The sequence below is a fragment of the Nocardia sp. NPDC056952 genome (genome assembly GCF_042674185.1).
In the GTDB taxonomy this organism is placed as follows: Bacteria; Actinomycetota; Actinomycetes; order Mycobacteriales; family Mycobacteriaceae; genus Nocardia.
This window is the reverse complement of record NZ_JBHURA010000008.1, coordinates 97701-109445: the sequence shown is the minus strand read 5'-3', so window position 1 is coordinate 109445 and position 11745 is coordinate 97701. Positions and strand designations below refer to the sequence as shown.

Here is an 11745-nt window from a genome sequence, read left to right as displayed (position 1 = left end):
GGTCATCTGAATCGAGCTACGCGATCCAGGCTTCGCGCCCATCACCGGACCGGAGACCGCGCCGAGGGATCATTCTCCGATGACGTAGGACCTCGAAAGTGTGTTCTGGTCATCGACGGTGATGACGTCGCAAATACGAACCAAACGCTCAGGAACCTCGAGACCGAAATGATCTCGACGAGGAGTGATGACAGCCTCGGCCTCGGCCCGCCGTGCGACGTCGATCAATTGGGAGATCGGATTCTGAGTCCCTCCGCTGAACACGATCGTCTTCGCGAGGTCGTAGCCGTACCGCTTCGCCAGTGAGCGGATTCGAATCTCGTCCCAGTTCTGTGCCGGGCCGGAGATGTCGGAGCGTAGGTATCCGATCGCGATTGCCTTCATTCGGCGAGCGCCGAGCGGGGAACGTCGAGCATGGCCCGACCAGCAGGCGTGGTCACGTACGCGCGTCCACAGGGCGACAGTTCCCAGGCCTGCCGTGAGACCTGTCGGAGTAGTCCGTTGCCGTGCAACGTGCGCAAAGCGCGTCGCGTTCGACGGAGGGGGACAGCGGTCTCGGCGGTGATCTGGCGGTCGGTGAGCTGTCCGCCCGGGTGCAGGATTCGCAGGACGAGCGCTTGGTCGAACAATGTTGTCATCTGTCATTCCTTCGCTGGGATCAGGTCCGCGCTGAAGCCGAAACTATGGGAATACGGTGCGCACCTGAACCACGCCTAGGACGGTTCAGTGGACATTTGAAAGGTCCTGCACGTCCCGAAAATGCGCCGTATGGTTCAGGAATGACCCAGCGTTTGCACTCGGCGATGCTGCGCGCGCGGATGGACTCGGCCGCGCTGGCCGAGGCCGTCGACGTCGACGCGAAGACCGTCAACCGATGGCTGTCGGGCAGGGTTCCGCATCGTCGTACGCGAGCAGCTGTCGCGCGGCTTCTCAACGAGTCGGAAGACCTCCTGTGGCCGCAGACACGGCCAGACCTCACACCCGGGGCCTCGGCCACCGCCGAAGTTCAGTCTGCCTACGCACATCGGGCCGACATTCCCAACGAGCTGTGGACTTCGTTGCTGCTCGGCGCCGACGAACAGATCGACATAGCCGGGTACGCCTACCCATTTGTGCTGGAACTCCTTCCGAACGCCGCGGACATACTCGCATCGAAGTGCCGCAACGGAACTCGTATTCGAATGGCCTTCGCAGACCCTGACTGCCCCCATGTCGCCGAACGCGATGCGCTGGAGCAGATGAGCGGGACGCTCCCCGGCCGGATCCGCAATGCGCTGAACATGTTGGGTGAGCTGACCGACACCCCCGGGTGCGATATCGGTCTGCACACCGCCCATCTCTACAACTCGGTATTCCGGTTCGACGACCAGATGATCGTGACCCCCTACCTCATTCGAGCCCGCGGATACCAACACCCGGCGCTACACCTCCGGAAGCTTTCCCCCCACGGAATATTCACCTCGTTCGCCGAGCAATTCGAACAGATCTGGGGTTCGGCGACCCATTACCCGGAAGGACTCTCGCGTGGGCTCTCGGCGTGACTACTACCGCGATCCCCGCGCGCCGAAAGCGAACAGCCTGGCACCCGGCGGCTCCATGCTTGTCGCAGATAGCAAAGGCCGAATCCTGATGCAGCGTAGAGGCGATTCCGGCAATTGGTCACTGCCGGGTGGCGTGATGGAGATCGGCGAGACGCTCGAAGAGTGCGCCGTACGCGAGACGAAAGAGGAGACCGGCCTCGACACCGAGATCACAGGATTGCTGGGCATCTACACCGACCCGGAGCATGTCATCGAGTACTCGGACGGCGAGGTGCGACAGGAGTTCGCCGTCACCTATTTCGGTCGAGTGGTGGGCGGCGAGCTCGCTGTCAGCAGCGAATCGACGGAGGTCCGCTTCGTCGGACCGGACGAGCTGAATGATCTACCGATGCATCCCACCGTCCGCCTGCGACTAGAGCATTTCGCCGAACGACGGCCACGCCCGTACCTCGGTTGAGTCACCGGGTGTGGGAAGTTCTGTTCCGGTGCGCGCCGGTCGCTAGCCGATCGCCGACGACAGCCTGTCGACCGCTTCGGTCAGGGTGGCCTCGTCGGAGGTGGTGAAGCACAGCCGCAGGGAATTGTCGGCGGTATCGGTGACGGCGAAGGCTGCGCCGGGGACGTAGGCGACGCCGGAGTCCAGGGCGGCGGGGAGGAGGGCGGCGGTGTTGGTGTTGTCGGTGAATTCGGCCCAGATGAACATGCCGCCGGTGGGGTCGGTGCACTGGAGGCGGTCGGCGAAGGTGGCACGGAGGGCGGTGGTCAGGGCGCGGGCTCTGGTGCCGTAGGTAGCGCGGATCGCATCGATGTGGGCTGCCAGCCACGTGGTGTCGGTCAGCAGGTCGGTGGTGATCTGCTGGGTGAGCGACGAGCCGCAGAGGTCGGCGCCTTGTTTGAGGAGTTCCACTGCGCGGGAGACTCTTTCGGGGGCGATCATCCAGCCGACGCGCAGGGCGGGAGACAGGATCTTGGAGACGCTGGAGAGGCGGATCACCTGGGGCGAGTACGAGGCCACCGGCGCGGGGGCGGGCTGGTCGAACCACAGTTCGCCGTAGGGGTCGTCTTCGATGACCCAGAAGCCGTGCGCCTCAGCGAGTTCCGCGAGCCGGCGGCGGCGTTGCGGTGCGAGGGTGACGCCGCCGGGGTTGTGGAAGTTCGAGACGGTGTGGACGAGCGCGGGACGTTCGCCCGCGGCCAGCAGGTCCTCGAGGATGTCGAGCCGCATGCCGCCGGAATCCAGAGGGACGGCGACGATTCGGGCCCCTGCGGCTCGAAACACTTGCAGCGCACCGACATACGCGGGATCCTCGACGATCACGAGGGCGCCGGGGTCGAGGAGCACTTCGGCCAGGAGCGAGAGCGCTTGCTGGGAGCCGTGGGTGATGAAGACTTCGGCGACGGGCACCGAGCGGCCGATCGCGGCGGATTCCCGGGCCGCGATCACCTCGCGCAGCGCGGGCCAGCCGGACGACTCCGTGTACTGCAGCACGGCGGGGTCGCTCAGTGCGGTCTCGGCGGCGAGGGCGATGCGGTCACGCGGCATCAGCGCCGCGTCGGGCAGCCCACCGGCGAGGCTGATGATGTCGTCGCGGGCCGTGAGTTTGAGCAGATCCCTGATCGCCGAGCTCTGTAGACCGGCGAGCTTGCCCGCCAATGCTGGAATTGTCAGCGACATGGGAACCTCCGGGGACGCCGAGAGAAGCAATCATCCTACGATTGCATATCGTCCACCAGAATGTGAAATTGTTGTCTCATACAATGAGACACTACCGCGCGGTGATGGACTTGACCTGCCACTTTCCGTCGGTGTTCGTGGTGATGATCTCCTGCTTGTAGACCACGGCCGAGCCATCGGGGTGCATCTCGCGCAGTTCGACGTCGTAGCGGCCCACGCTGGTTTCGCGCATCTTCACGCAGTGAGTGGTGCCCGCGGGGATCTGACCGTCGATCGCCTGCTGGATGGTCTCGGCGGGTGAGATGTTCTCGGCGTCGGGCGCCACGAACTCACGCACCTTCGCCCCGGAACGGTCGGTATAGAAGGCGTACTGGAAGCCGAGGATGGCCCTGGCGCCGGTGCTGGTGTCGCCCGGTCCGTTGCCCACGGTCACCGACTGTTCGGCGACGGACTGGCACTCGGTGCCCGACGCGATCGAGGGAACCGGCGCGGCCGTGACACCGGGATCGGCGCCGCCACCGCGCTTGACCAGCCCGATCGTCAGGACCAGCGCCACCACGAGCAGAACCGCCGCGGCCACACCGCCGATGATCCAGCGCAGGCGCTTGTTGTCGGGTTCCTTCTCCACCGGCGCCGGGGTGGCCGGCGTCTTCGGCGCGAGACGGCGCGCGATCGGGTCGTCGGCCCACGACAGGCCGGGTTCGGACGGCGGCTTGGGAATCCCGCCGTCATCGTCGGGGTTGTCCCACCACGCCTTGTCGGCGGCGGGCCTCGGCTTGTCGGGAACCAGCGGAGTGCGGGAGCCCTCGGGCGGCCGCACCGTGTCCGCGGCGGGACCGCTATCGCGTGACGGCGGCTGCGGCGCAAGATCTTTGGAGCCGGGGCGACCGCGACGGATCACCTCGGTGAGTTCGCGACCGGACGTCACCGGCACGGAATCACCGAAGACCGAGTCGCCGAAGACCGAACTCTCACCGCGCGGCGGCTCACCACCGAAACGCACAGTCGAGTCGGCGGCGGGCGGACCACCGGGAGTGGGTCCGCCGAACGGCGCGGGAGGACCCGGACGAGCGGGCGGTGGCGTCGCTACCGCGTCACCGAAGACGGAGGTCGGCGCGGAACGGCGACCATCGGGCAACCGAGGCGGCGCTTGGCCGCTCCCCGGCACCGGGCCTTGATCTGTCGGCGTGGAGCCCGAAGGCGGAGCCGAGAGCCGCGCGGGCGGACCGGGCGGCACCGGGCCGGCGAACGGACCGGCAGGCGGCGGAGCGACGGGCGGCTGACCGGCGACGGGCCCACCGAACGGACCCGGCGCGGGCGCACCGGCCGGCGGACCGAACGGGCCCGGCGTGGGTGCGCCGGAAGGCGGTTCGGCCGGTCGCCAACCCCGCTCCGGAACCCCGGACGGCGCGGGCGGAGGCGTGGCGGGAACGGGCCCACCGAAGCCGGCGTCATCGACCGGCGGCCCGAAATCTCCTACGGGAGAGCCGAAATCCGCGGCCGATCGTTGTCGATCGCCGCGTTCGTTCTCGTCGCCCTCGGTGCCCAAGTCCAATCCTTTCCCGGGACACACGTGTGGGGCGGTCGAAGGCGACCGCCCCACACGACATACTGCGTGTCAGTACTGGATCGAGCCACCCCACTGGGTGTTCACACCCGCGACGTTCACCGTCTGAAGCAGCTCCCCCGGCACGGGCAGTGTAGCCTTCGCGGCCGCATCGAGCGCGGCGTTGCCGCCCGGCTGCGCCTTGATCCAGTTCTCCACCGCGGCCTTGGCCAGGTTGGCCTGCGTGGTGTCGAGCACCGTCACGGTGGTGTTGTCGCTGCGGCCGTCGCCACCGTTGAAGGTGGTGACCTTGACCTCGTTCGCGCCGACGTACTCGACCGAGATACCGGCGTCACCGAAACCGCCGCCCGGCGTCCGGTAGCCGACCGTGCCGACGTAGCCCGAGGCGTTGTTGTAGTGATGGGTGTTCGCCAGGATTCCGGCACCGTCGACGGTGACGCCGATTTCCTGACGCGGGCCCTCCATCTCGACGACGGGCGCGGCGGGCGCGTTGGCCAGGCGCGGCGCCTGCCAGGCCGGCTCCTTCGGCTCCTGGACGAGGGTGTCCGGAGACTCGACCTCGGCCTCGGTGCCGGTCCCGGTGCCCTGACCGGACGGCACGGTGGGCTGCGTCTGCTGCTGGCCCGGCGTGGCGCCCGGCTGGGTCGGCGTGGTGCCCGTCTCCGGCTTGGTGGTGCCCGGCTGGTCGGGCGTCGCGCCCGCGCGCTCCGGCTGGACCGCAGGCTGCGCCTGACCGGGGACCGGCAGCGGCGCGACACGGGGGCTGGTGACGCCCGGCTGGCTCGGCGTCGGCTTGGCGGGGGTGCCCTGCTCCGGCTGACCGGGCGCGGGGCTGGTGACACCCGGCTGGGCCGGCGTCGGCTTGGTCTCGCCCGGCTTCGTCTGACCCGGCTTGACGTTCTCCGGGGTTTCCGTTTCCGGGGTCTCCGGAGCTTCTACTTCACCCGAAGGCTGGCCCGGCTGCGCAGGAGCCGGAGTCGCGGGCGTGGTCGGCTGGTCACTGGGGACCGCGCCGGCCGGAGCCGCGAGGAGGGTTGCCACGGCTGCCGCGGCGGCCAAAGGCAACGACGTGCTTGCCATCGCTCGCTGCGCCCGACTCGGCTTACGATGCTTCACTTTTCGTAATCCCTTTCCCGGAGGGAATCCCCCACTGCTCCACCACGCGATCACAACTGATCGCGCCTCGGCGGTGAGTCAACCACATGAGCGCGGGACAGGCAACGCAGCACCAGGTTTCGCTTTCACCGGGCTCCGCCTGCGCAAACACCTGGTGTGGCGGTTGCCGAGAAGCGACGAGCGCCGTTGGCGAACAACACAATTCGAAACCTGAAACGCGTTGTGATTCGTTTCACAATACGGTGTCAGGGGCTCAGTCGAGGTCGTCGTGGCGCATCAGCAAACGTCCGGCTTCGGTGAGCGAGCCGGTGAGCGAGGGATACACCGAGAACGTCTGCGCGAGATCGGTGACCGTCAGATTGTTCTGCACCGCCAGCGCGATCGGCAGGATCAGCTCCGACGCGATCGGCGCGACCACCACACCGCCGATCACCACACCGGTCGCCGGGCGGCAGAAGATCTTGACGAAGCCGCGCCGCAGCCCCGACATCTTCGCGCGCGGATTGGTGTTGAGCGGCAACATCACTGTGCGCGCGGGGACCTCACCGTTGTCGATGGCGGTCTGGCTGACACCGACGGTCGCGATCTCCGGGCGGGTGAACACCGCCGAGGCCACCGTCTTCAGCCTGATCGGGCTCACCCCCTCGCCGAGCGAGTGATACATCGCGATCCGGCCCTGCATGGCGGCCACCGAAGCCAGTGGCAGCAGACCCGTGCAGTCGCCCGCGGCGTAGATACCGGGCACCGACGTGCGTGAAACCCGGTCGACACGAAGGTATCCGCCGCGGTCGAGTTCGATACCGACCCGGTCCAGGCCCAGGTTCTCGGTGTTCGGGGTGGAACCGACGGTCATCAGGGCGTGCGAACCGGTGACGGTGCGGCCGTCGGACAGCTTCACCACGATGCCGTCGGCGGTGCGCTCCACCGCGTCGGCGCGAGCGTGCTTGACCAGCTCGACGCCGCGTTCGGCCAGGGCTTCCTCGAGCACGAGGGCGGCGTCGGCGTCCTCGCCGGGCAGCACGCGGTCGCGGCTCGACACGAGCTTCACCCGCACACCCATCTCGGTGTAGGCGGACACGAATTCGGCGCCGGTGACACCGGATCCGACGACGACCAGCGTCTCGGGCAGCTCCGGCAGGTCGTAGAGCTGGCGCCAGTTCAGGATCCGCTCACCGTCGGGCTCGGCGCCGGCGAGCACCCGCGGGCTCGCGCCGGTCGCGATCAACACGACCTCGGCCTCGAACTCCTCGGAGCTCCCGTCGGCCAGGTTCGCGCGCACGCGATGCGCCAAACCCGGTGCGGGCCCGACCAATTCGCCATAGCCAGGAAGTAGTTGCACCCCCGCGGCCTGCAATTTGGCGCGGATATCGGAGGACTGCGCCAGCGCGAGCGCCTTGACGCGCGCGTTCACCTCGGGCAGATGCACCTTGGCCTGGTCGGCATCGATATTGATGCCGAGGTCGCGCGCGCGACGCAGATCGGTGCGCAGGCCCGTCGAGGCGATGAAGGTTTTCGACGGCACGCAATCCCACAGCACACAGGCGCCACCGATACCGTCGGCGTCGACCAGGGTCACCGTGGCCCCGTGCTGAGCGGCTACCAGCGCCGCCTCGTATCCGGCCGGTCCACCGCCGATGATCGCAATCCGTGCCACCAGTCACGCTCCTTGTGCTCGCCTGATCGGACCTGCCCCTTGTGAGGGCTCGTCCGTGCTGTCGCCCCATCATTTCAGGTGCTCTGTGACGTGCCCGGGTCGGATCGGTGAACAACGGTGCGCGTGTTCTGTGCCACGTTCGGCACCACCGGCAAGTGTGACCGTCAGCCGATCTGGGTGGGAGACAGGAATTCCACCGTGGTTATTGGCTACAGTTCCATGGTGCCGATCTATGCCGCCTACGGGTCCAACATGGACTCGACGCAGATGCTGGAACGCTGCCCGCATTCGCCCATGTCCGGGACCGGGTGGCTGGAGGGTTGGCGCCTGACCTTCGCCGGTGACGACATCGGCTGGGAAGGGCCGTTGGCCACCGTCGTCGAGGATCCCGGCTCCCGGGTGTTCGTCGTGCTCTACGACGTCTCCCCCGAGGACGAGGACAGCCTCGACCGCTGGGAGGGCTCCGACTTCGGAATCCACAAGAAGATCCGGATCCGGGTCACCGGCACCCAGGGCGAGTCCCGCCTGGCCTGGCTCTACGTCCTGGACGCCTACGAAGGCGGCCTCCCGTCGGCCCGCTACATCGGCGTCATCGCCGACGCGGCCGAAAAGGCAGGCGCCCCAGAGGACTACGTCCACGCCCTCCGCACCCGCAACAGCAAGAACGTCGGGCCCGGCGCCTGAGCTGTTCCGCCTCCCCGAATATTCAGGCCGGACTCGCCGGCCGCCGACATCATGTCGGCGGCCGTGAGTCGGCTGGGTCAGCCCGTACCGCTATGCCTGCAGAACGATGTTCGTCAGCGTCCGGACACCCACAGCCAAAGCGCGCTCGTCGATGTCGAAGGTCGGCTGGTGCAGGTCCAGCTGCTCGCCGACGCCGGACCAGACACCCAGCCTGGCCATCGCGCCGGGCACTTCCTCCAGGTACCAGGAGAAATCCTCGCCGCCGCCCGACTGCGGGGTGTCGGCCAGCGCGTCCTCACCCAACCCCAGGATGGCGTTCTCGAACATCAGCGCCGACGTCGGATCGTTGACCACCGGCGGCACACCACGCTTGTAGTTGAGCTGGTAGCGCACGCCCGTCGGCGCGAGCAACCCGTCGACGATCTCGCGGACCAGCGGTTCCAGCAGCAGCCAGGTGGCGTGATCACCGGTACGCACGGTGCCCGTGAGCATGCCCGTCTGCGGAATCGCGTTGGGTGCCTTGCCCGCGCTCACCGCACCCCAGACCATGATCGTGCTGGTCCGAGGATCGACGCGGCGGCTCAGCAATCCGGGCAACCCCGTGATGACAGTTCCGATCGCGTAGACCAGGTCGCTGGTCAGATGCGGCCGCGAGGTATGCCCACCGGGCGAATCGAGCACCAGCTCGACAGTGTCGGCCGCCGACGTGATGGCCCCGGTCCGCACCCCGACCTTGCCGACCTCCAGACGCGGATCGCAGTGCAGCGCGAAGATCCGGTCGACCCCGGTCATTCCACCGGCCGCGACCACATCGAGCGCACCACCGGGCATCACTTCCTCGGCAGGCTGGAACACCAACCGCACCCCGACCGGCAGCTTGTCCTGCGCCTCGGCCAGCGCGAGACCGGCACCGAGCAGCACCGTGGTGTGCGCGTCGTGCCCGCAGGCGTGCGACACGCCGGGCACCGTCGAGGCGAAGGTCAGACCGGTGAACTCCTGCATCGGCAGCGCGTCCATGTCGGCGCGCAAGGCGATCCGCGGCCGATCGGTGGGGCCGAAGTCACAGATCAGCCCGGTGCCGCCCGGCAGCACCTCCCAGGTCAGCCCGGCCTTGGTGAGCCAGCCCGACACGAACTCGGTGGTGGTGAACTCCGCCCGCGACAACTCGGGGTTGGCGTGGATATGCCTGCGCCATTGCACCAGGTCGCCGGTGTGCTCGGCCAGCCATGCGTCAACGATCTCGGTTCCCGACATCAGAGTTGGTTCGGTGTCCGGCGTGGTCGGACACGCTGCGGTCTCGCGCGCCATCGAGTGGGTGCCCACACCCATCGATAGCGCGTCGGAGCCTGCGCGTGCGGTGCCCGGATGGCCGGAAATGGTCACCGAATGTCCTCCTGTCGTTCGATCAGCCGTTGCAACAACCTGTCCCTGTGTACTTCATCGCCCGCGATAGCGACAGCGGTACGCGCCAGCGCCAGCGCTCCGTCGAGCACCGCCCGGTCCGCCGAGGCGTTCACCGCGGCGGCGGCGAACGCAGGCTGGTGGGTTGCCGCACCGCCCGCGTCGATGCCGATCACCGGGTGGATACCGGGGATGACGTTGGTGACGTTGCCCATGTCGGTGCTGCCGAGCGGTCGCAACACCTCGAGCTCGGGCGCGATCGGCACCCGTCCCAGTCCGGTGATCTGCGCGCGGTAGGCAGCGGAAAGAACCGGATCGGGGGTGAGCTCGGTATAGGTGGGCGCGAGCGTCCGTATGTCGTGGGTGCAGCCGGTCGCCAGGGCGCCCGCTTCGAAACACGCCTTCGCTCGCCGCATCAGGTCGTCGAGGGAGCCGGAATCCGCCGCGCGGAGGTAGTACAGCAACTCCGCGCGTCCGGGCACGATGTTGGGGGCTACGCCACCGTCGGACACTATACCGTGCAGCTGCTGGCCGGGACGCAAATGCTGACGTAGCAAGCCGACAGCAACCTGGGTCAGGGTCACCGCGTCGCCGGCGTTGCGGCCCAGTTCGGGCGCGGCGCTGGCGTGCGCCTCGCGGCCGTGGAAGACGATGGCGAGGTCGGCCAGTGCCAGTGAGCGCGCGCCGACGATATCGGTGGGCCCAGGGTGGACCATCATCGCCATCGCGATGTCGTCGAAGGCGCCCGCTTCCAGCATGAGCACCTTGCCGCCGCCGCTCTCCTCCGCGGGCGTGCCGAGCACCACCACGGTCAGGCCCAGCGCGTCGGCCACGGCGGCCAGCCCGATGGCCGCGCCGACCGCGGACGCGGCGATGATGTTGTGCCCGCAGGCGTGCCCGATCTCGGGCAGCGCGTCGTACTCGGCGCAGATACCGACGGTGAGCGGGCCGCTGCCGTACACCGCGCGAAACGCCGTCGACAGCCCGGCGACGCCCGTGGTGACGGCGAATCCGCGCTCGACCAGCGGCGCGAGGACCTTGGCGACGCTACGCGTTTCGGCGAAGGCCAGCTCCGGTTCGGCGTGAATCGCGTGCGAGAGCCCGATCAGCTCGTCCGAGGCAGCCACAATCGCGGCGTCGGAGGCGGTGGCTGTGAGTTCGCCGGTGCGCGAGGGTGCCATACCCCCAGTCTTGCATCAGTGCCCGACAGCGGCGCACCGGCGAGCGAGGTCAGTTGCCGAAGGGAAGGTTCTCCGGGGTGACCGGCGTGGCCAGCGCGGCGAGAGTCTCGGCGTGCAGCGCGGTCTTGATGATCGGGGTGATCGGCTTGCGCAGGCTGGTGAGCGCGGCGGCGCGGGCGATCGCGGCGGGCAGCACCTCGTCGGCGTCGGCCTTGGCATCGGCGATCCCGGCGGCGATGGCCTCGTCGGCACCGAAACGGTGGCCGGTGGTCATCGCCTGGACGCACACCTGGTTGCTCAGGCGACCCTTCAGCAAGCCGTTCATGCCGATCGTGAACGGCATGCCGAGGTGCACCTCGGGCAGCGACCAGAAGCCGCGGTCACCGCGCATCACGCGGAAATCGTGGGACGTGGCCAGCATGGCGCCCGCGCCGAACGCGTGGCCGTTGACCGCGGCGATCGTGGGCATCGGGAAGGTCAGCAGGCGGGTGTAGAGCGAGTGCACCCGGTCGAGGTAGCCGTGGATCTTGTCCAGGTTGCCGAAGACGTAATCGGTGTCGAGGCCGTTGCTGTAGTACTTGCCGGTCGCGACGGTGACCAGCGCGGCAGCACCCTCGGACGCCTCGACCTTGTCGAGTGCGGCGTGGAAGGCATCGATCCAGCCCGGCGAGAAACGGTTCTCGTTGTCTGTCTCACCCTCGTTGCCGAGGTACAGGACGAAAACATCACCAGAGCGCTCCAAATACGGCATGCAGGGGAGAATAGTCCGCACCTGAACCCTCCCCTACTCGCGGGTAGGCACCTTCCCCGCCCCGCACGACCCGACCTCGAGGAGGGTCCGCCGCGTAGCGGCGGTTCGCGGCCGTCCCGACGATCAGGTGCCGTTGCGTAGGCGACGAAGGAGCAAGCAACGGTGCCTGATCGAC

12 protein-coding genes are annotated in these 11745 nt (G+C 68.2%); 3 read left to right on the top strand and 9 right to left on the bottom strand.

Annotation, left to right across the window (positions count from 1 at the left end; translation table 11 throughout):
* Positions 1-69: 69 nt before the first annotated feature.
* Both ACFTS5_RS25580 and ACFTS5_RS25575 read right to left on the bottom strand, forming a co-directional pair.
* Positions 70-384 carry a hypothetical protein gene (locus ACFTS5_RS25580; protein ID WP_378635553.1) on the bottom strand — a complete coding sequence of 105 codons (315 nt, stop codon included), beginning with the start codon at positions 382-384 and terminating at the stop codon, positions 70-72.
* Positions 381-638: a hypothetical protein gene (locus ACFTS5_RS25575; protein ID WP_378635552.1), complete on the bottom strand. Its 258-nt coding sequence runs from the start codon at positions 636-638 to the stop codon at positions 381-383. Before ACFTS5_RS25575 ends, ACFTS5_RS25580 begins: the two co-directional genes overlap by 4 nt.
* A gap of 141 nt (positions 639-779) precedes the next feature.
* On the opposite strand from ACFTS5_RS25575, the gene ACFTS5_RS25570 reads away from it, so the two are divergent.
* On the top strand, positions 780-1541 hold the full coding sequence (locus tag ACFTS5_RS25570; RefSeq protein WP_378635549.1) for an XRE family transcriptional regulator: 762 nt from the start codon (positions 780-782) through the stop codon (positions 1539-1541).
* Entirely contained in the window at positions 1525-1998 is a 474-nt protein-coding gene (locus ACFTS5_RS25565; RefSeq protein ID WP_378635547.1) for an NUDIX domain-containing protein, read from the top strand. Before ACFTS5_RS25570 ends, ACFTS5_RS25565 begins: the two co-directional genes overlap by 17 nt.
* Positions 1999-2040: 42 nt before the next feature.
* Here ACFTS5_RS25565 and ACFTS5_RS25560 read toward each other — a convergent pair whose 3' ends face one another.
* The 4 genes from ACFTS5_RS25560 to ACFTS5_RS25545 form a co-directional block, all read right to left on the bottom strand.
* Positions 2041-3216, bottom strand: a complete 1176-nt coding sequence (locus ACFTS5_RS25560) for a PLP-dependent aminotransferase family protein (protein WP_378635544.1) — start codon at positions 3214-3216, stop codon at positions 2041-2043.
* A gap of 91 nt (positions 3217-3307) precedes the next feature.
* Positions 3308-4765 (bottom strand): hypothetical protein, encoded by a 1458-nt coding sequence (locus ACFTS5_RS25555; RefSeq protein WP_378635542.1) that lies wholly within the window; start codon positions 4763-4765, stop codon positions 3308-3310.
* Between the two features lie 69 nt (positions 4766-4834).
* The gene (locus ACFTS5_RS25550; protein WP_378635540.1) at positions 4835-5863 is read right to left on the bottom strand and encodes a hypothetical protein; all 1029 of its coding nucleotides are present in this window, start codon (positions 5861-5863) and stop codon (positions 4835-4837) included.
* Positions 5864-6152: 289 nt separating this feature from the next.
* Positions 6153-7553: an NAD(P)H-quinone dehydrogenase gene (locus ACFTS5_RS25545; protein ID WP_378635538.1), complete on the bottom strand. Its 1401-nt coding sequence runs from the start codon at positions 7551-7553 to the stop codon at positions 6153-6155.
* A gap of 222 nt (positions 7554-7775) precedes the next feature.
* On the opposite strand from ACFTS5_RS25545, the gene ACFTS5_RS25540 reads away from it, so the two are divergent.
* Positions 7776-8237, top strand: coding sequence for a gamma-glutamylcyclotransferase (locus tag ACFTS5_RS25540; protein ID WP_056819179.1), 462 nt, complete (start codon positions 7776-7778; stop codon positions 8235-8237).
* 90 nt (positions 8238-8327) lie between these two features.
* Here ACFTS5_RS25540 and ACFTS5_RS25535 read toward each other — a convergent pair whose 3' ends face one another.
* The 3 genes from ACFTS5_RS25535 to ACFTS5_RS25525 all read right to left on the bottom strand — a co-directional run bounded on the left by ACFTS5_RS25535 (position 8328) and on the right by ACFTS5_RS25525 (position 11570).
* Positions 8328-9491 carry a M20 family metallopeptidase gene (locus ACFTS5_RS25535; protein ID WP_378635804.1) on the bottom strand — a complete coding sequence of 388 codons (1164 nt, stop codon included), beginning with the start codon at positions 9489-9491 and terminating at the stop codon, positions 8328-8330.
* Positions 9492-9616: 125 nt separating this feature from the next.
* Entirely contained in the window at positions 9617-10819 is a 1203-nt protein-coding gene (locus tag ACFTS5_RS25530; RefSeq protein ID WP_378635535.1) for a M20 family metallopeptidase, read from the bottom strand.
* Between the two features lie 49 nt (positions 10820-10868).
* A complete protein-coding gene (locus tag ACFTS5_RS25525; RefSeq protein WP_378635533.1) occupies positions 10869-11570 on the bottom strand; it encodes an enoyl-CoA hydratase-related protein in 702 nt (233 codons plus the stop codon).
* Between the last annotated feature and the right edge of the window lie 175 nt (positions 11571-11745).